The following is a 20,127-nucleotide window of genomic DNA, read 5'->3' as shown; positions in this document are numbered from 1 at the left end:
TTCGGGCCGCATGTTGAAGCTCGTAGTAACCGCTCCTGTTGAGGTGACGGCGCCTGCGGGTACCAGCGGCTGCGTTAATTACCACAATGGCCGGGGAAGCCAGGGTAGATGCCTACCGTCACGGCCGTAAGCAGCACGGTCACGCATGTGAAAAGCAAGGCCGATGTTCCGGAGGGCGCCGCTGACATCACATGAGCCTGGTTGCCGTGGGTGCTACCTACAGTCGCTAGCCCTCAGTGGTCCAGAAGGTGCCGATTCCAGCAGTGCGTTGAACTACATCACCCGGTGCCGATCCGAGGGGGTTGGACAACCAGCCCTACCCAATTCAAGAATCAGCCGTACGGTACACAAGAGGTCGTTATGATCACCCTCGCAAGACTTGTTGAGGCCGCAAAGCCCGAACTCGCGCCCTACTGGCCTATTCCGCTCCCCCGCGTGGAACTGACGGGCGTGCACGTCTCCGAACTCGAGGATCCCACAATGTTCCTCTACGGCGGCGAGCTTCTCCTCACTGTCGGACTGCAGCTCGCCGGCCTTGATGGAGACGCGCGCCAAGAGGCGGCTAAAAACTATGTGCAACGTCTGGTGGAAGGCGGCGTAGCTGCGCTGGGTTTCGGCTTGGGCTCAGGACATGCCATGGTGCCGGACGAACTGCGGGCGGCATGCGTGGAAGCCGGCCTTCCTCTTCTGACTATTCCCCGCGAGTCCCCGTTCCTGGCCGTGTCGCGCGCATACTGGGAGCTTGTCAGGCAGGGCGGCGAAGCCGAACTCACCGCTCTGTTAGGGCTTCAGGTGGCACTGACGCGGGCCGCCGCACAGGATGACGCGGAACCGGAGATCGTCCGGGAATTGTCCCGCGCGCTGGGGACCTGGGTTGCATACCTGCCTGAAGGCGACGGGGCCCCATCCTCGGCTGCCAACGGTGCTGAACTCCCGCCGGGACTGCTGGCCGAACTCACACGGGAATCTGTCATTTTGCGTAACGCGCGCCGGGGTGCCACCGGCAATATTCAACTGGCATTCGGTGTTGCTTCGCTCTATCCGGTATCTGATGGTCCGGCCGCCTCGGGCTATCTAGCGTTAGGCAGAAGCGGGCAACTGGCTGCTGCAGAGCGGCACTTGTTCCTCACCGCATCCACGCTCCTGGCGGCCAGAGCCGCCGGACAGCGCAGGGCCGCGGCTGAGCGTCGACGTGCTGAGGGTATGCTCGCGGCGCTGGTACTGGAAGGACATGACGATGCAGCCCGGCTCCTTGCAAAGCAGATGGGCTCCGAACCGCTACCAAAAACAGCCTTCGTCGCCGTCCTGCCGGATAGCGAACAGTTGGCGGCGCAGCACGCTCTGTCCGGGCTGGTACTTGAGCGTTCCGGTGTCGTATTTGTGCTTCAGGCAGCGTCGAGCCCTTATCCGTCGCTGCCTAAAGGTGTCCGCGGTGCATGGGGTGGACCTATGCCATTACGACGCCTTCACGAAATTGGATCGCAGGTGGCCGAGGTCGCCGCCTCAGCGCCCGCCGGTCAGCTGATACGCGTTGGTCACGGCCTCGATCTGCCGGCAGATGAATGGGTCGATGAACTGGCCTCCCACACTGGGCAGCTCCTTGAAACGGTCCGCTCGTACCTGGCCCACCGCGGGCAATGGGAGGCGGCCGGCCGCGAATTGGGAGTGCACCGTCACTCGGTCCGCTACCGAATTGCCCAGGCAAAGGAACTGCTGGGGGTTGACCTGGATGACCCCGACGTAGCAGCCCAGCTCTGGCTCGCCCTTAGAGGCCGCTCCCAGGAAACCTGTAGCGAAATGATGGCTTCGCCTGCACCTGGCCGGACACCATTAGACATCGGAGCGGACCCCGAGGAAGGTGCCTAGCCCACGTGGCCTTTCCTATCGGCGGGTAGACAGCTGCACCCGCCTTTCCTTTTGACGCTTCGTACAAAGGAACCCGCATCTATCGACTTTCCGCACCGTGACGCCAGCCTCTCGGCTGCCTAATCTCAATGGACGGTCCATAGCCGGAGGAACGATCCCCTCGGGGAGTGAGCACACCCGTTACAGGAGGAACGATGAGCAACGTGAGGCAGCCCACATGGTGCTGCTCTGCGCCGCGCGGTCCCTCCCAAACGACTTCCCCTGCACAGCTTTACCGCACAACTGAGAGGACAATCGTGACGATCGAAGATACGAATTCAACCGAGACGCAGGCCACCCGCACCAGGACCATACGTGGGGCGGTACTTGAGGCCATCGGGGCAGAGCGACCCTACGCGGATACCCGTCCTATCCATGTGGACAACCTTGAACTCGAGGGTCCTGGCAAGGGCGAGATCCTGGTCCGCATCGAGGCAGCCGGCGTCTGCCACTCCGACCTTTCCGTCGTCAACGGAAACCGGCTACGACCGGTTCCGATGCTGCTCGGCCACGAGGCGGCCGGCATCGTTGAGGAACTGGGCGAGGGTGTCAACGACATCTCTCTGGGCCAGCGCGTCGTTATGACCTTCCTCCCCCGCTGCGGCGAATGCTCCGGATGCAATTCCAACGGCAAAACGCCGTGCGAGCAGGGCAGCGCTTCCAATACTGAAGGAACGCTGCTGGGCGGAAACCGCCGACTCTCCCGCGAGGGTGAGCCCGTCCAACACCACCTTGGAGTCTCGGCATTCGCATCACACGCCGTGGTCTCCCGCCGTTCCGTTGTGCCGGTCGGGTCCGACGTCCCGGCGCACATCGCCGCTTTGCTCGGATGTGCCCTTCTCACCGGCGGAGGAGCCATCCTCAATGTCGCCAAGCCGGCGCCTTCCGCCCGGGTAGCCATCGTCGGTCTTGGCGGAGTAGGCATGGCGGCACTCATTACGGCCATCGCCACCGGAGTTGAACACGTCGTTGGCGTCGATACCCTGCCGGCCAAACTCGAATCCGCCCGGAACCTTGGTGCCGCGGACGCGATGACCTCTGCCGAGGCCCTGGAACGCGGCGAAAAGTTTGACGCCGTCATCGAAGCCGCCGGACACCCGCGCGCTCTGGAAGCTGCCATCGCACTGACGAAGCCCGGCGGCATCACCGTCACCGTGGGATTGCCGGCGCCGGGCCAGTCGGTCTCCATCGACCCCCTGACCCTGACAGCAGAGGCCCGGTCGATCGTGGGCAGCTACCTCGGCTCGGCAGTCCCGGAACACGACATCCCGATCTACGAACAGCTCTGGCGATCCGGCCAGCTGGCCGTGGAAGGCCTGGTCTCAGACACTATTCCGCTCGAAGAAATTAACCGCGCCATGGACACGCTCGACGGCGGCCACGCACTGCGCCAGATCATTACCTTTTCCTGACCACCCACAGTCCAGCTCCCGAGAGAGAACATCATGACCTCCACAAATGACCACATCTACAGCGCAATCATCATCGGCGCAGGCTTCGGCGGCCTGGGCCAGGGCGCCCAGTTCGTCCAGGAAGGCATTGAGGACTTCCTGATCCTCGAGCGCGGCAACGATGTGGGAGGCGTATGGCGCGAGAACACCTATCCCGGTGCCGCTTGCGACACGCAGGCCCTTGTGTACTGCTATAGCTACTTCCTGAACCTCAAGGTAACCCGGATGTTTGCCGGCCAGGAGGAACTCCAGGGTTATCTGCGTTCCATGGTTGAGGAATTCGGGCTCGGCAAGCACATCCACTTCGGCCAGAACATCACCGCGACTGAATGGGACCAGGACCGCGGCCTTTGGACCGTGCATACGGCCGACGGTTCGGAGTTCCTGACCCGTTCCGTGGTCGCTGCCTGGGGCCAGCTGAACGAACCGAACATCCCTAACTTCCCCGGGACCGAATCCTTCGAAGGCGTGGCGTTTCACTCCTCCAAGTGGCGGCACGACCTTGACCTGACCGGCAAACGCGTCGCTTCCATCGGCTCCGCTGCAACCGCCGTTCAGTACGTGCCCGAGGTTGCCAAGATCGCATCGAACCTGACCGTATTCCAGCGCTCAGCGAACTACATCCTCCCCCGCGACCAATACATCTTCACGGAGGAAGAAAGCGCACGCTTCCAGGAAAACCCGGACACCTACCGCCAGTTGCGTCAGGAAATCCACGAATTCCGCGAAGCCGGATTCGAACGCACCCGCCGCCACACCGCAGCTTCCGAGGAAGGAGTCGAACTTGCTCGCCAGCACCTCGAAAACCAGGTATCCGACCCCGACCTGCGGGCCAAGCTCACACCCGACTACGACTTCGGTTGCAAGCGCATCCTCCGGAGCGATGATTTCTACCCCGCCCTGACCCGCGAGAACGTAGAACTCGTGACAGAGGTAATCACAGAATTCACACCCCGCGGCCTCCGCACCGCTGACGGCGTCGAGCACGAATGTGACGTCATCATCTATGCCACCGGGTTCAAGAGCCACGCCTTCATGGGTTCGATGCGCGTCTCAGGTCGCGACGGAATCGGCCTCGATGAGCGGTGGGGCAACGCCCCGGAGGCCTACCTGGGCATCACCGTCGACAACTTCCCCAACCTCTTCCTGGTCTACGGCCCCAACACCAACCTCAACCACAACTCGGTCGTGTCCATGCTGGAGGCCCAGCACCGCTACATTGCCCAGGGTGTGCAGTACATTGCGGCCGATGAATCACGGATCCTGGAAGTCGACCGGGCGGCGGTCGAAAAGTTCAACGAACACGTTCAGGAAGAACTTCAGAAGTCTGCGTTCTCCTCCGAATGCTCCTCCTGGTACAAAAACGAGGACGGCCGCGTCATCAACAACTGGTCCGGAACCGTCGAAGAATACCGGGCCCATACCCAAGACCTCCAGCTCGACGACTACCTGCAGCTGGCCGAATCCGGTTCCGCAAAATGACACAAACTGACCAATTCAGCGGGAGGCCCATAGCACCCGACGCTGCCGAGGTTCTGCAAAAATTCCGGGTCTCCGGCGGGCGCCCCTTTCACTCCTATCCCCTGGAGCAGGTGCGCGAGCTCTACGAGAGAAACTGCGCTGCCAACGGACTGAGCGGTGACCTGCTGCCGTCGGCCACGGAATTCAGCGTGGGGCACTTCAAGGTTGGGATCTATGACCCCCGCACCACCGGGGGGCGAACCCCCGCCGTGCTGTTTCTCCACGGCGGGGGATGGGTCATGGGAAGCCTCTCAACTCATGACGGGCTGTGCCGCCGTTTGGCCTCCCTCACCACCATGCCCGTCATTGCAGTGGACTACCGGCTTGCCCCGGAACATCCCTACCCCGCAGCGATTGACGACAGCCGCGTTGCGTTGCAGTGGCTATTTGATGCCGGCAACGAGCACGGCCTGGACGTGACCGAGGCTGTGCTCGTCGGTGACAGCGCGGGAGGGCAATTGGCCGCAGTCCTGGCCAACGAGAACGCCAACACGACGAAGCCACTGCCTATTGTTGGCCAGGTCCTCATGTACCCCATGCTGGACCTGACCATGTCCTCGCCCTCCTACAAACGCGTCACCGATGGGTTCCCCCTGGTTGCTGACACCATCGCCTGGTTCGCGGACAACTATCTGCCAGAGGGTATAGACCGCTCTGCACCAGATATCAGCCCCGCCCTGGCGCAACTCCCCGCAGGGCTGCCACCAACGTACGTAATCACCGTGGACAACGATCCACTAGTTGATGAAGGAGCGAACTACGCCGCCGCCCTAGCCCAGGCAGGCACGGAAGTCCAGTACCAGCACCTCCCCGGATACGCCCACGGATTGTTCACCTCCGCTGGACGCATTCCCCGTGGAGAACAAACAGTAGACCACGTCGCCGCCTTTATCAGGGACCGCACTATCTACTGACATGAAGTACGTCCCCTTCATCGCACTACCCCACGTGGCCAATTGCGCTTCCGGCGCCTGAGCCCCTTGAACTGATTATCCAGCGACGGCTATGACCGCCAAAAGGCCGGTGGATCGTCGTCATTCTCATTCTTTAGGAATCTTCATGACCACTGCTCTCGTTGATCCAACTTCTGTCTCACGCCAGCGTGAGTCCGATCTCCTTGCCTCTGTCCCCACCGGTTTATTCATTGGAGGTCGGTGGCGGGACGCATCAGACGGCGGCCAGTTCGATGTTCACGACCCCGCCACGGGGGAAGTGCTCGCTACTTTAGCCTCGGCCACGAGCGAGGACGCCATCGCTGCCCTCGACGCAGCCGATGCCGTTCAGGTCTCCTGGGCGCGCACCGCACCGCGGAAACGCGCGGAGATCCTGCGCCGTGCCTTTGACCTGGTCACCGAGCGCGCCGAGGACTTCGCGCTGCTGATGACGTTGGAAATGGGCAAGCCGTTGGCCGAATCCCGCGGTGAAGTCTCTTACGGGGCCGAGTTCCTGCGCTGGTTCTCGGAGGAGGCAGTCCGGGATTACGGCCGCTACCTCACCACCCCCGAGGGCAAAAACAAGATTCTGGTCCAGCACAAGCCAGTGGGCCCCTGCCTTCTCATCACGCCCTGGAACTTCCCGCTCGCCATGGCTACCCGCAAGGTCGCCCCCGCCATCGCAGCAGGGTGCACCATGGTCCTGAAGCCGGCCAAGCTAACCCCCCTGACCTCCCAGCTTTTTGCGCAAACCATGATGGAAGCCGGCCTTCCCGCCGGTGTCCTGAACGTAGTGTCCTCCTCCAGGGCATCGGGCATCTCCGGACCACTTATGAAGGACTCGCGGCTTCGCAAGGTCTCCTTTACCGGCTCCACCCCGGTTGGCAAGCGTCTGATGGCCGACGGCGCCCAGAACGTGCTGCGCACCTCCATGGAACTCGGCGGCAACGCCCCCTTCATCGTGTTTGAGGACGCGGACCTGGATAAGGCCGTCGAAGGGGCGATGGCCGCCAAGATGCGGAACATGGGCGAGGCCTGCACGGCCGCGAACCGGTTCCTCGTCCACGAATCCGTGGCCCAGGAATTCACCCGCAAATTCGCCGCCGCCATGGGTGCCCTCACCACCGGCCGCGGCACAGACCCCGGCACCCAGGTCGGGCCCCTGATCGAAGCCGGCGCCCGCGATGACGTGCACGCGCTGGTGAGCGCCGCCGTCGACGCCGGAGCCACCGCAGTCACCGGCGGCACACCCGTGGACGGCCCCGGCTACTTCTACCCGCCCACCGTCCTCGCCAACGTCCCCAACGACGCGGCGATCCTGGGTCAGGAAATCTTCGGCCCCGTAGCCCCCGTCACCACCTTCACCACCGAAGAAGACGCCATCCGGCTCGCCAACGCCTCCGAGTACGGCCTCGCCTCCTACCTCTACAGCCGGGACTTCAACCGGCTCCTGCGCGTGGCAGAACAGATCGAATTCGGCATGGTCGGGTTCAATGCCGGCGTCATCTCCAACGCCGCCGCACCCTTCGGCGGCGTCAAACAATCCGGCCTCGGCCGCGAAGGCGGCTCCGAGGGCATTGCCGAGTACACCACCACCCAGTACATCGGAATCGCTGATCCATACACCGACAATTAGCTGACAGGGCGCCTTGCTGCAAGGGATCCCCTCAGCAGAAGATTTGCGTGCAGCACACCGACAGGGGCTGGCCGGATTCTCGATGCACAGTGATGTGTTCGGCTTAATGATGCCGTTGAGTCCAGCGGGCTCGAGCATCTCGAGGGCCTGCACTCGGCGCCAACGTCAATGCCTTATTTGTCACCTGTGGGATGGAATTTGTCCGCAGCGGTTCAAAAGCCTTGCGACGTTGCCAGAGGTTACGGGTTCTCTTACTGAAGGCGCCAGCTCGATGGTGACCAGGAACCAAGCAGCGGCCAGCGCCTACTGGTAAGGGCAGAGCCTACCGAGAACATCACCCGGTCGGCTGCCGACGGGGTCGAGAGCACAACTCAGCCGTGCCGCACTCTCGACCCCGGCCGCGGCGATGCCCATTTTGTCGCGGCCGTAGGCGGCGGGTCTTCGCTCCAGCGGTGTGGGGCGCCCCAGACTCGATTCCGGAAGTCCGCCGAGCTGTTCGACAGCGAGCCCTGACATCAAGCGTCTGCTCGAGCTCCGGTGCTCCATGGTTCTGAATCAGGTGCACCAGGTCCTGCAGGCGGCGGCCCGGTTGGGAGGACGCTCACCTTCACAGCACAGGCGCGCAACAGATGATCTGTTTGCGCCGCTGCGGCCGGTGAACGGTGGAAATTGCAGAAGCCGTGCAGGCCTCCTGGGCAGGAGTGCAAAGAACCGGCGGACACGCCAGAGCAGATGTGATTCTGGGGCTGGGGCAGCTGATCTCGCTGGGTTCAGACGAGCGTTCCACGAATACGCCTTCGTTAGGAGCTGGCTTCACCGGCTCGAGCTGGCTTCCCGCCGACCCCCGAAGCGTCCGCCGCCTTCACCGGCTCAACGAGCGTGTGGTCCTGCTGGTGGCACTCCGCGACCAGCGCCGCAGCGCCGCACAAATCTAGTCGCGGAAGAGCAACAAGGCCTCGCCTTGCCCGCCGCCGCCGCACAGGGCCACGGCCGCTTTGCCGGAGCCGCGGCGGACCAGTTCGTGCGTGGCCGAGACCACAACCCGGGCACCGGATGCCCCGATGGGGTGGCCCAGGGCAATTGCTCCCCCGTTGATGTTGACCTTGTCCATGTCGAGACCCATTTCCCGGGCTGACTGCAGAACCACAGATGCAAACGCTTCATTGATCTCAACGAAGTCGAGTTCCGTTGTGTTCCAGCCTGCCGATTCCAGTGCCTTGGCGATGGCCCGCGCCGGCTTGTCCGGAAGCGATGTGTCCGGGCCTGCGATTTGCCCGGGAGCTCCTATCACGGCCAGCACGTTCAGGCCGTGCGCGTCGGCGTACGCACGGGTCGTGAGTACCACCGCCGCCGCTCCATCGTTGAGAGGGGAAGCGTTGCCGGCGGTGACGGTTCCGCTGGAAGAAAATGCTGTCCTGAGTTTCCCGAGCGCCTCCACGGTGCTGTCCGGACGCACCCCTTCGTCTGTTTGCACGAGCTCGGCCTCACCACGGCGCTTTGGTACCTTGACAGGGACGATCTCGGCGTCGAACCGTCCTGCAGCCTGGGCGGCTGCGGCCCGGCGGTGCGAATCGACGGCCACCCTGTCCTGGTCCCGGCGGGAGATGGCCAGCGCAGCATTGGCCCTGTCGGTAGCCAGTCCCATGGCCTCGTGATCGAAAGCATCGGTCAGGCCGTCGTGCGCAGCGGAATCAATCAGCGCGATATCGCCATAGAGATGCCCGGCGCGGGAACCTTTCAGCAAATGCGGGGCGTTGCTCATGGATTCCTGCCCACCCGCCACCACAACGTCGGCTTCCCCAAGACGCAGGATTCGGGCGGCCTCGATGATGGCGCTAAGGCCAGAGAGGCACACTTTGTTGACGGTGCTCGCGTGCGCTCTCAGCGGGATACCCGCAGCGAAGGCGGCCTGCCGGGCGGGGTTCTGCCCGGCACCTGCCTGGAGAACGTGCCCCATGATGATAGCCTGGACAGCTTCTGCTGGTACGCCCGCGCTGTCCAGGGCTCCGGCGATGGCGGCACCGCCAAGCTCGACTGCGGATAGGGGTGCCAGCTGTCCCATCAACCTGCCTTGGGGGGTGCGTGCGGCACCCACAATCACAACATCTGCAGCGGCGTTCATGAGTTCTCCTTGGAAAGATAGTCAGCCCCCGGTGCTACCCGAAGGCCAGGGTGGAAAGTGGTTCCGGCTTCCCTGTCCAGCAGGGGCGTCAGGCCGCCGGTGTGGAAAGGGTAATTGGCGCCGAGGATCATGCAGACATCAATTTGTTCCGGGCCGGCTACTACGCCTTCGTCCAGCATTGCGGTCACCTCGGTCACAAGCGCAGTCAGGATACGGGAACGTACGACGCCGACGTCCGTCGCCTCGGGCGGGGGCAGGAGGGAAGCAGCGGCAGGTGAGATCCCGCCGTCGTCGGTCAAATACCCCGGGATCCCTGCGGCGACGAGCTCTTTCAGGCTGGAGCTGAGCCCGAAGCGCTCCGGATATGTCTGCTGCATCATCTCGCAAATGTGCAGTTGGACGGCCGGCCCAATAAATTGCAGCAGCCGCAGCGGCGTCATGGGCAGGCCCACGGGGTCCAAAGCATGGTCCACAGTCATTGGATCGGCGCCCTGGTCAATGAGTGTCAGTACTTCACTGAACAACCGCGTCAGTACCCGATTGACGACGAAGCCCGCGGTGTCGGTCACGAGCACGGCCGTTTTGCGCAGTCGCTTGGCAAGTTCAAAGGCGGTGGCAAGTGTGGATTCGTTTGTTTGGGGGGTGGTGATGATCTCCACGAGCGGCAACACCGCCACGGGGTTGAAGAAGTGGAAGCCAACCAGGCGTTCGGGATGGCTGAGGACGGCCCCCATTGCCTCGATGGAGAGCGAGGAGGTGTTTGTGAGCAGGAGGGTATCCGGTCTCACCAGTCGCTCAAGTTCGGCGAAGACCGCCCGTTTTACTTCCAGCTCCTCAAAGACCGCTTCGATGACGATGTCGCAACCAGCCAAATCGCCCTTCGCCGTTCCCCCGGTTACCAGTGCCCGGATGTCCTCGGAAGTGGCCGGATCCAGGTGCCCGCGCTGAACCAGTTTGCTGAGTTGTCCGCCGACCCACTGCAGCGCACCCTCCACCCGCTCTTGCGACAGGTCTGTAATGCGCACCGGCACCCGCAGTTGGCGTGCGAACACCAAAGCGAGCTGGCTCGCCATCAGTCCGGCCCCTACGACGCCGATTGAGCGGACCGCCAGGGGCTCGGCGGTGGGACGCCCGGTAGGTGCTTTGGCCAACGACTGGGTTACATAGAACGCATAGATGCTGGCGCGCGCCTGGTCGGAAAGCAACAACTCACCGAAGGCTCGGATTTGCGCCGCAGGTGTCACGGATCCAGCAGCCATGAGCTCGAGGGCACGATATGGAGCTGGAATTGCACCCTTAAAACGGGCATCAAGCTGCGCCTTGACGCCCTCCAAAGCAGGCCCGCTCACCTCGAACGATGATTCATCCGTGAAACCTGCAGCCCGGGGCTTTGAGATGTTGCCGGAAAGAAGGCCCACGGTGAATTCCAGGGACGCGGCGAGGAAGTCTTCGCCGGGCAGCACGGCGTCGATGAGGCCGGCGTCGGCAGCCGCTGATGCGGTAAGGTTCTTGCCGGCCAGGGAATCCGTGATCACGAGTCGGGCGGCCAGTTCGGAACCCAGCAGGGCGATGGTCCGCGGAATCCCGCCCCAGCCGGGGAGGAGGCCAAGCCGGACCTCGGGAAAGCCCAGTGCTCGCACTGATTCGCAGGCGACCCGATAATTCGTGTGTAGCGCCAATTCAAGGCCACCGCCCAGCGCTGCTCCGTTGATGAAGGCAAACGTGGGCACCGGGAGCGCCTCAAGGCGATGGAAGACATCAAGGCCCCGGCGGGCAACCTCCTCAGCGTCCCGAGGGGTGCTCGCACCTGTCAGCTCCCGCAGGTCGGCGCCGGCGCAGAAGATCGAGCCTGTACCCGTCAAGGCGACCGCGTCCACTGTGGACAGGTCGAGGGCCAGTAGTGCTGCCTCCAGGTTGTCCAATGACGCCGGGCCCAGGGTGGCCGGGCGCCCTTCAGGGTTTTCCAGTGTCAGGACAGCGATGGTGTAGTCGTCTCGCTGAACATATGTGATGCGGATTTCGGTGGTCGATTCCGTTGGTGTGGCTCTGGTTTCCCGGATTATTTCCAGGGTTGCGGGCTTTTCGGACACGACACTCCCTTGCGTGAATAACGATTACGCAAGTTGTACGTGGTACTCAGTTCCGCGTCAAGTGCAACTGAGTTTCATGACGCTTATATGTGCTGGTTTTGGCTTTTGGCCTGCTCCACGGCCTCGCGGAGCTTCCTGGCCAAGGCGTCACCGGTCAATGTTCGCGGAACGATGGCAACGACGACCGCTTCAGAGGCGTCCCCGTCAAGTACCCCATGCAGGCGGCGGACGTCGTCCAGTGCGTCGCGGAGTTCCGCTTCCTTGGGCGGCGTAGCGTCCCTCATGAGTCGTCGCAGGAAGTAGTTGTTGGTGCTTACCACTGAGGACGTGAACCGAATGCCCTCCAAAGGTTCCATCCCGGGCACGGCCTTCCTGAGGTGTTGGTTGAACAGCTGCTCGTACCTGAAAACCGTCACAAGCTCCTTGTCCCGGAGGGCGGGGACCGCGTTGACCACCTGGTACCGCTGCCGCGCGAGTGATCCTTGGCGCTCATAGTGGCGGAAGACCATCGCGGCAGCTTCACAGACCGCCTGCCATGGATCCGCGTCCGTGGCGGTCAGATACTTTTCCGCCTGGTCTACCAGTTCGTCGTGATCGGCAAAGACCACGTCCTCCTTGGAGCGGAACTGCCTAAAGAAGGTGCTGCGAGAGATTCCGGCGGCTTCGGCGATGTGGGGCACGCTCGTGGCTTCAAAGCCCCGGGAGAGGAAGAGTTCCACGGCAACTTCGGCAACTCTCGAGCGAAAACCGGCAGGGTCTTCTTCAGGGGCTGGCGAATCAACACTTAGCCGTCCAACCCGCCCGGCGCGTGGTGCGGTTTTTTCCATCGTCCTAAGTTACCGCGGCCGATGACCTGAACGGCGGTTGCGCTCGGCCCGTAGAATGCCAGCATGAGTAGCATGCAACAGATCGACCACGGCCAATCGCTGACAGTTCAGGTCACCAACATGCTGCGGGCAGCCATCACCTCCGGTGAGATGAATCCCGGAGAGCACTTCTCTGCCGTTGGCCTCGCGGAGAGACTCGGGGTCTCCAGGACACCGGTTCGCGAAGCCCTCCAGTTGCTCGAGAAAGAAGGCATCGTCCGGATCGAAAAGAACCGGGGCGTGCGTGTGCTGCAGATGTCCCTCGACGAGATCGTGCAGATCTTCCAGATACGCATCATGCTGGAACCGCCCGCCGCAGCCCGGGCCGCGGAAGTTGCCACCGACGCAGACCTGGCCCACTTCCTTGTCCTGCACAGGCGCATCCTAGACGCAGCCGCGCGAGACGACGGCCCCGGTACCTTGCAGGCCGATAAGGACTTCCACCTATTCCTGATGGAACTCGCGGGCAACCCCCGGCTATCTGCCCTGGACAGCGAGCTGCGCAACATGGTGCTGGCGCACGGCTTGGTCACCATTCCGTCCGCGCGGAGCAGCCAGGGCCTGGCCAATGACCGCAAGGACATCCTGGCGGCGCTGGAACATCGCGCCCCCCGGGCAGCGGCCGAAGCTGTGCGCGACCACGTAACCCGGACCGCCCAGCTGCTGATCACGGGCGTGTGCGCCCAAACCCCGGGCTTGTCATCTAAGGAGTACCTCAGCAAGCTGGAGCATCTCACCAAGTTTTCCGGCTGACGCCAGCTAATAGGTATTTACAGACAGCCCGGACTCACCTAGAGTTGCATGCAACATACATCAGTAGCATGCAACATACATTGGAAAGGATGCGAAGTGGCATCCCCAAGCTCCTCACTCATCCAACCTCTGGCAGGGATCCGCATTGCGGATTTCTCACGGGTCCTGGCAGGTCCACTGTGCACCATGATGTTGGCGGACTTCGGCGCCGAAGTCATCAAAATCGAAAGCCCGGCTGGCGACGACACCCGCGCTTGGGTCCCCCCGGTGGACGGCCAGGGCCAAGGAACGTACTTCGCGAGCGTCAACCGCAACAAGAAATCAGTTGTCGTTGACCTCAAGACAGAGGACGGCGTGGCCTACGCGCGTGAACTGGTGTCCGAATGCGACGTCGTGGTGGAGAACTTCAGGCCGGGAATCATGGCCAAGTTCGGACTCGACTACCCGACGTTGGCCGCGGAACGGCCGGAGCTGGTGTACTGCTCCATCTCCGGCTTCGGATCAGGCGCCGGTGCCGAGCTGCCCGGATACGACCTCCTGGTCCAGGCACTGGGCGGCTTGATGAGCATCACCGGGTCGCCCGATGCGGAGCCGAGCAAGGCCGGCGTAGCCCTGGTGGACGTACTGACCGGGCAGAATGCCTTGGCGGGCATCCTCATGGCGCTGCGTGTCCGTGACACCACCGGCTCCGGCCAGGAGGTCCAGGTCAACCTGCTGTCCTCGCTCCTTGCTGCCTTGGTAAACCAGGGAACTGCCGCCCTGGCCACCGGCAACTCGCCGGCCCGGATGGGCAACGCCCATCCCAGCATTGCCCCCTATGAAACCTTCCGGACAGGCGGCGGCATGCTTGCCGTTGCGGTTGGCAACAACCGGCAGTTTGGAGCGCTGGCCGGAGTGCTGGGGCTGGACGGCCTGGCGGAGGACCCGCGCTTCATCAGCAATGAACTCAGAGTGGAATCTCGCATGGAGCTCAAGGCAATCCTCGAACAGGCTCTGGCAGCCGACACCGCCGGAATTTGGCAGGCGAAACTCCTCGAAGCCGGAGTACCCGCCGGCAAGGTCAACAACATCTGCGAAGCGTTGGAACTCGGCCACAATCTTGGCCTCAGGCCTTCCATCCTCGTAACCGAGCCAACCACAGGCCGCGAATCAAACCAGTTGACTAATCCCATCCGGCTATCAGCTTCCCCGGCCGCATATCGGCAAGCTCCCCCTGTCCTCGGTGAGCACCAGGGCAGCAACTTCACTTCCCATTCCTCGAACACCACTGTGAAAGGCTCCCCATGTCCAGCATCAGCGATCTGATTGACTTTGATTCCCTACTTACCCCTGAAGAGCGGGGGCTGCGCGACTCCGTTCGGTCCTTCGTGGACGCGGAAATCCAACCGAACATTGCCAAGTGGTACGAATCGGCCACCTTCCCCCTGGAGATCGTTCCGGAGCTGGGCCGGATGGGGCTCCTGGGTATGCACCTGAAGGGCTACGGCTGCGCTAGCGGCTCCGCAGTGGATTACGGTTTGGCCGGTGCCGAACTCGAGGCCGGCGACTCCGGCCTGCGGACCTTCGTCTCCGTACAGGGCTCACTGGCCATGAGCGCCATCTACAAGCACGGCTCGGAAGAGCAGAAGCAGGAATGGCTGCCCGCCATGGCCAAGGGTCACGCGATCGGTTGCTTCGGATTGACTGAACCCACGGCAGGCTCCGACCCGAGTGGCATGAAGACCTTTGCCCGCCGCGACGGGAACGACTGGGTGCTCAACGGCTCCAAGCGCTGGATCGGCCTGGCGTCTGTGGCCAACGTCGCCATCATCTGGGCGCAGACCGACGAGGGCGTTCGAGGCTTCGTCGTACCCACGTCCACCCGGGGCTTTACCGCGACTCCCATCGAACCGAAGCTTTCCATGCGTGCTTCCATCCAGTGCGACATTGATTTGGTGGACGTGCGTCTTCCCGAATCGGCAGTGCTTCCGAACGTGGTAGGACTGAAAGGCCCCTTTACGTGCCTTAATGAGGCACGCTACGGTATCATTTGGGGCGCCATGGGTGCTGCCCGCGATGCTTTCGAGGCTGCGCTGGCCTACTCCCAGGAGCGGATGCAGTTCGACAAGCCCCTGGCCGGATACCAGCTCACACAGCAGAAGCTGGTGGACATGGCCCTCGAAATCAACAAGGGCTTCCTGCTTGCGCTGCATCTGGGCCGGAAGAAGGACGCCGGTACCCTGCAGGTGGACCACATCTCCGTTGGCAAACTGAACAACTGCCGTGAAGCTATCAAGATTGCCCGCGAAGCCCGTACCATCTTGGGTGGCAACGGCATCACCCTGGACTACTCGCCGCTGCGCCACGCGAACAATCTGGAATCGGTGCGGACCTACGAGGGCACGGATGAGGTTCACACGCTCATCCTCGGCAACAAGCTCACCGGCATCCCCGCCTTCCGCTAAGCCCGCAAGAGTCTGGGATGCCCGTGCGGATCCAGCAGCAGGAGCAGGTTTCCAGCTACCCGGCAACGGAACGATCCGCTTCTGATTGACGGTGGAAGTACTTCTGGCGGAACGAGTTCGTGGAGCTGCGAGGGGATGGGGGTCAATGGGCACCGGCTGGTAAGACGACGTCATTCCAGACGGTTTCCATCACCTAGATCCACCTCGTGGGGACTCGGCCGTGTCATGATCCGCCGCCGACGACGGACTGGACATGTGGCACGTGGATAACCGGACCCTCCAGGACCCGAAGTCGGCAGGCAGTCCCGGAACAGCCAGCTAAACCGGTATCCCTTACATGACAGGCAGCAACGCCCAACGACGGCACTGGCCGGGTGCCGCCGTCGGGCCTTGCCAGGCTTCTGACTCTTAAGCGGGGAAGGCCGCAACCGCGCCTCAGACGCCAATTCTTGCCAACCGATCGCGCAGCAGTGCAGATCGGTCCGCTTCCCACCCCACCAAATAACAAAAGTAACGATTTGATTAACAGACCGAGTACTCGGTCTGTTAATGCTACCGTGGTACTCATCACTTCGGGCATTGATGCCTGATGTTTTTACCCATCCACAGAAAGCGATGAGACCCATGGTTGTGTCTGATCCGGCTGCAGGGGCGACGTTGCCGTCGCTCACCGCATCTGCTCCCAAAGAAAAAGCCAAAGCAAGCGTGATCGCCACGATGGTGCTGGCCCGGCTCGGGCTTATGACGGCCCTTTCCGTGCCAATCGTGGCCGGGATGACGCTCAAGGTGCAGTCTTTGGTGTCCCCAGCTGAAGTTGCCCCTACACTCGGTCTCGTGATCTCTATGGGCGCCTTCGCCGCCCTCCTCTTCGATCCCATCTTTGGCCGGCTCAGCGACCGAACCATTGGCCGTTTCGGCCGGCGTCGCCCGTGGCTGGTTGCTGGAGCATTGGGACTCCTGGTAAGCCTGACCGTCATTGCCATAGCACCAAATGTCATGATTCTGGGCATTGGCTGGTTCTTGGCACAGGCCCTTGGCAACGCTGCGGTGGCTGCGCATACGGCCTCCCTCGCAGACCAGATACCCCAGTGGCAGCGTGGCAAAGTCAGCGGCATGATTGGCATCGCCTCCCAGGCCGCGGGCCTGGGCGCAGCCTACTCGGCAAGTCTTCTCGGGCAGAACATGCTCCTTCTCTTCCTGGTTCCCGGAGTCCTCGGGCTGATCCTTGTCCTCGTCTTTGCATTCGTGCTGCCGGACCAGCCCATGGAACGCCGGCCTGAATCCGAAGGCGGCCTGCGCACCGCTCTGAAGACATTCTGGGTAAACCCGGTCAAGCACCCAGACTTCGCATTCGCCTGGATCTCACGCTTTCTCGTCGTCCTGGCACTGTTCATGTTCGTCTCGTTCCGCCTCCTGTACCTGCAGCAGGACCTGGGCCTTTCCAAAGAGGACGCGGCTGGAGCCTTGGCGACCGGTGTCCTCATTTACACCCTCGCCCTCGTGACGGCAGGCCAAATCGCCGGATGGATCTCGGACAGGCTTGGGCGTCGAAAGGTCTTCATCTGGATCTCGGCCGTTATCTTCGGCATTGGCACCTGGATGCTGAGCCTGGCAGACTCCACGAGCGGGTTTTATTGGGCGGAACTGGTCATCGGCATCGGCTTCGGCATCTACATCGCTGTTGACCTCGCCCTCGTCATCGATGTCCTCCCCAACCCGGATGACACAGCGAAGGACCTGGGCGTCTTCAACATCGCCATGGCCGGTCCCCAGACACTTGCACCGGCAGGTTCAGCCGCACTGCTCACAGTGGGTGGAGGCAGTTACGACCTCCTGCTGACCGTAGCGGCCGTGATCGCCGTGCTTGGTGCGCTGACCATTCTTCCGGTAAAGAAGGTCCGATGAACGAACATCCCACCCTCACAAGCACAGACAGCGAGGAGACAGCAGCAATGGGCCAGGACTTTGCCAGGGCCATCGAACAGGCAATTGCCGCTTTGGACCTTCCTTCGAAGGTAAAGCTCCTCTCCGGGGCAAGGATGTTCAGCTTGTCCGCTGAGCCAGCGATCGGCCTTAGGGAAATCGTTATGTCCGATGGGCCCTCAGGGGTACGCGGGCCGCTGGTGGTCGGAGGACGGGTCGCTTGCCTGCTGCCCAACGCAACGCTCATCGCCCAAAGCTGGGACCTGGACGTGATGCGCGAGGTCGGGCAAATCCTTGCCGACGAAGCAGAGGACCAAGAGACCCATGTTGTCCTGGGGCCCACGGTAAACCTTCACCGGACCCCTCTTGGCGGACGCCTGTTTGAATGCTTCAGTGAAGACCCCGTCCTCACGGGCCACCTCGGGGCGGCGTACGTACAATCCCTGCAGGCACGGGGGATCGCGGCGACGCCGAAACACTTCCTTGCCAACGAAGCCGAAACCGAGCGCACCACCGTGGACTCGGTGGTTCCGGAAGATGCCCTCCGGGAGTTGTATCTGCTTCCCTTCCAGATCATTGTGGAAGACGCCCGGCCCTGGACGATCATGGCATCCTACAACAAGATCAACGGAACCACGGCCACCGAGCACGACGAACTCCTGAACAAGATCCTCAAAGAGGAGTGGGGCTTTGACGGGCTGGTGATGTCCGATTGGCTCGCCACCAAAACAGCCGTGGAAAGCGCCAACGGCGGACTCGACCTCGTCATGCCCGGACCGGACACTCCCTGGAACCGGTCCCTGGTGGACGCCGTCCAAAAAGGTGACGTCTCCGAAGACACCATCGATGACCACCTCCGCAGACTTCTCAGGCTCGCATCGCGCGTGGGCGCCTTCGACGGCGGCCGCACCTGGACAAAGAACCTGCCCCGCCCTGACAGCCCGGAGCGCCGCGAACAGCTGCGCCGGCTCGCCGGCCGCAGCATGGCCGTCCTGGTCAACCGCGAGAACACGCTTCCACTCCGCAAGGACTCCACGGAAAGCGTGGTGGTCATCGGCCGTCACGCCATCGATACCGTGGCGCAAGGTGGCGGCTCCGCCATCGTGCGCCCGCCCCACGTCGTCAGCGCCGCCACGGGAATAGCGCGGGCCCTCGGCGAGGACCGCGTAACCGTCGTCGATGGGGTCCGGACCCGCACGCAATGGCTCGCAGCGAATCCCGAACTCCTCCGGGACCCGGAAACCGGGACCCGCGGTGCGCGCGCGCGGACCTTCGACAAGGAAGGAAAGCTGCTCGGCACCCGCCATCTCGAAGTCCCGGAGCTTGAAGTCAGCGGGGAAAGCTGGGCCTCCGGAGCGGCGTCCATCGAACTCTCAGCCGAGCTGGCAATCGACCAGCCCGCCAGGATGATGATCGGCACCCGCGGGGCCGGCAATTGGGACGTATCCGCGCCTGGATACCGGGAGTCCATACGGACGCCCTTCCACCACGGTCCAGGCGGCGGATTCTTCCGCCCCAAGAGCCATGCCGTACCGCTGGACGTCGATCCGGGCGCGCGGATCACCGCGACCACTGACGCTGAGAACGAGAACCGCCTCATCGGCCTGGTCGCGGAACCCGCATTGAAAAACAGCGCCGCCGCCATCCGGGACGCTGTGGCGGCCGCCGCTGACGCGGACGTTGCCGTCGTCGTCGTCGGTTATACGCAGGAACAGGAAACGGAAGGCCAGGACAAGAGCACCCTCGCCCTGCCCGGGGACCAGGATGCCCTCGTGGCAGCGGTGGCAGCCGTGGCGAAGCGGACCGTCGTGGTCCTGAACGCCGCGACACCGGTTCTCATGCCCTGGATCGCGGACGTGGACGCCGTGCTGTTTGCCGGGCTCCCGGGACAGGAAGCGGGCGACGCCATAGCGGCGGCACTGACCGGCGATGTCGAACCTGCGGGACGCCTGGTAACCACCTTCCCCGCCCGGGACGGCCAAGGCCCGGCATGGTCAGTGACCCCACGTGGCGGCAGGCTCGCCTACTCAGAGGGAACAGGAGTGGGATACCGCGGATGGAGCACCTCCACCGAACAGCCCATGTTCTGGTTCGGACATGGCCTCGGCTACACCGAATGGGACTACAAGGCCGCCGAGATCACCTCCATGAAGCGGGAAACCGTGAAGTCCGTACGCGTGACGCTCGGCAACGTCGGGAACCGCGCAGGAACCGAAACCGTACAGGTCTACCGCTTCCCGGATGACCCGTCCGTTCCTCCACGGCTCATCGGCTGGGCGCAGCTTCACCTGGAACCCGGCGGGGAGGAAAGCATCGACGTCAGCTGCGACCCCCGCGCGCAACGGCGGTGGAACAGTACCGCGCGTCGCTGGGATGACATCGCCGGAGGCCGGGTCGTCGTCGCACGTGGACTTGGCGATGTCAGACTGGAACTGGCTCCCACCGGGCGCGAGGCCATGGTGGCCGGAACAAGCAAGGAGTAAA

Annotated in this window: 14 protein-coding genes; 11 read left to right on the top strand and 3 right to left on the bottom strand. The window is 63.1% G+C overall.

Going from position 1 to position 20,127, the window contains the following annotated elements:
• Nucleotides 1-360: 360 nt before the first annotated feature.
• The 6 genes from F8G81_RS09645 (at nucleotide 361) to F8G81_RS09620 (ending at nucleotide 8,380) form a co-directional block, all read left to right on the top strand.
• The gene (locus tag F8G81_RS09645) at nucleotides 361-1,866 is read left to right on the top strand and encodes a PucR family transcriptional regulator (RefSeq protein ID WP_267278754.1); all 1,506 of its coding nucleotides are present in this window, start codon (nucleotides 361-363) and stop codon (nucleotides 1,864-1,866) included.
• Between the two features lie 296 nt (nucleotides 1,867-2,162).
• A complete protein-coding gene (locus F8G81_RS09640) occupies nucleotides 2,163-3,317 on the top strand; it encodes an alcohol dehydrogenase catalytic domain-containing protein (RefSeq protein ID WP_267278753.1) in 1,155 nt (384 codons plus the stop codon).
• Nucleotides 3,318-3,350: 33 nt separating this feature from the next.
• Nucleotides 3,351-4,838 (top strand): flavin-containing monooxygenase, encoded by a 1,488-nt coding sequence (locus F8G81_RS09635; RefSeq protein WP_267278752.1) that lies wholly within the window; start codon nucleotides 3,351-3,353, stop codon nucleotides 4,836-4,838.
• Nucleotides 4,835-5,791, top strand: a complete 957-nt coding sequence (locus F8G81_RS09630) for an alpha/beta hydrolase (RefSeq protein WP_267278751.1) — start codon at nucleotides 4,835-4,837, stop codon at nucleotides 5,789-5,791. The genes F8G81_RS09635 and F8G81_RS09630 overlap by 4 nt, the downstream gene beginning before the upstream one ends.
• 145 nt (nucleotides 5,792-5,936) lie before the next feature.
• Nucleotides 5,937-7,445, top strand: a complete 1,509-nt coding sequence (locus F8G81_RS09625) for an NAD-dependent succinate-semialdehyde dehydrogenase (RefSeq protein WP_267278750.1) — start codon at nucleotides 5,937-5,939, stop codon at nucleotides 7,443-7,445.
• A 662-nt stretch (nucleotides 7,446-8,107) separates the two neighbouring features.
• A complete protein-coding gene (locus F8G81_RS09620; RefSeq protein ID WP_267278749.1) occupies nucleotides 8,108-8,380 on the top strand; it encodes a hypothetical protein in 273 nt (90 codons plus the stop codon).
• On the opposite strand, the gene F8G81_RS09615 is transcribed toward F8G81_RS09620, so the two are convergent.
• The 3 genes from F8G81_RS09615 to F8G81_RS09605 form a co-directional block, all read right to left on the bottom strand.
• Nucleotides 8,377-9,567, bottom strand: coding sequence for an acetyl-CoA C-acetyltransferase (locus F8G81_RS09615; protein WP_267278748.1), 1,191 nt, complete (start codon nucleotides 9,565-9,567; stop codon nucleotides 8,377-8,379). The genes F8G81_RS09620 and F8G81_RS09615 overlap by 4 nt on opposite strands.
• Nucleotides 9,564-11,657 carry a 3-hydroxyacyl-CoA dehydrogenase NAD-binding domain-containing protein gene (locus F8G81_RS09610; RefSeq protein WP_267278747.1) on the bottom strand — a complete coding sequence of 698 codons (2,094 nt, stop codon included), beginning with the start codon at nucleotides 11,655-11,657 and terminating at the stop codon, nucleotides 9,564-9,566. The genes F8G81_RS09615 and F8G81_RS09610 overlap by 4 nt, the downstream gene beginning before the upstream one ends.
• Nucleotides 11,658-11,740: 83 nt before the next feature.
• Nucleotides 11,741-12,484 carry a TetR family transcriptional regulator gene (locus F8G81_RS09605; protein WP_267278746.1) on the bottom strand — a complete coding sequence of 248 codons (744 nt, stop codon included), beginning with the start codon at nucleotides 12,482-12,484 and terminating at the stop codon, nucleotides 11,741-11,743.
• A 63-nt stretch (nucleotides 12,485-12,547) separates the two neighbouring features.
• Between F8G81_RS09605 and F8G81_RS09600 the strand changes: the two genes are divergently transcribed.
• The 5 genes from F8G81_RS09600 (at nucleotide 12,548) to F8G81_RS09580 (ending at nucleotide 20,126) form a co-directional block, all read left to right on the top strand.
• Entirely contained in the window at nucleotides 12,548-13,276 is a 729-nt protein-coding gene (locus tag F8G81_RS09600; protein ID WP_267278745.1) for a GntR family transcriptional regulator, read from the top strand.
• 96 nt (nucleotides 13,277-13,372) lie between these two features.
• Nucleotides 13,373-14,581 carry a CaiB/BaiF CoA transferase family protein gene (locus F8G81_RS09595; protein ID WP_267278744.1) on the top strand — a complete coding sequence of 403 codons (1,209 nt, stop codon included), beginning with the start codon at nucleotides 13,373-13,375 and terminating at the stop codon, nucleotides 14,579-14,581.
• Complete coding sequence (locus tag F8G81_RS09590; protein ID WP_267278743.1) at nucleotides 14,560-15,720, top strand: acyl-CoA dehydrogenase family protein; 1,161 nt, start codon at nucleotides 14,560-14,562, stop codon at nucleotides 15,718-15,720. Before F8G81_RS09595 ends, F8G81_RS09590 begins: the two co-directional genes overlap by 22 nt.
• Nucleotides 15,721-16,344: 624 nt before the next feature.
• Nucleotides 16,345-17,625 carry an MFS transporter gene (locus tag F8G81_RS09585; RefSeq protein WP_267278742.1) on the top strand — a complete coding sequence of 427 codons (1,281 nt, stop codon included), beginning with the start codon at nucleotides 16,345-16,347 and terminating at the stop codon, nucleotides 17,623-17,625.
• Nucleotides 17,622-20,126 carry a glycoside hydrolase family 3 C-terminal domain-containing protein gene (locus F8G81_RS09580; protein ID WP_267278741.1) on the top strand — a complete coding sequence of 835 codons (2,505 nt, stop codon included), beginning with the start codon at nucleotides 17,622-17,624 and terminating at the stop codon, nucleotides 20,124-20,126. Before F8G81_RS09585 ends, F8G81_RS09580 begins: the two co-directional genes overlap by 4 nt.
• Nucleotide 20,127 lies beyond the last annotated feature (1 nt).

The sequence above is a fragment of the Arthrobacter sp. CDRTa11 genome (assembly GCF_026427775.1).
Classification (GTDB): Bacteria; Actinomycetota; Actinomycetes; order Actinomycetales; family Micrococcaceae; genus Arthrobacter.
Note: the sequence above shows the minus strand (reverse complement) of the source record. Positions and strands in the feature narration are given on the sequence as shown.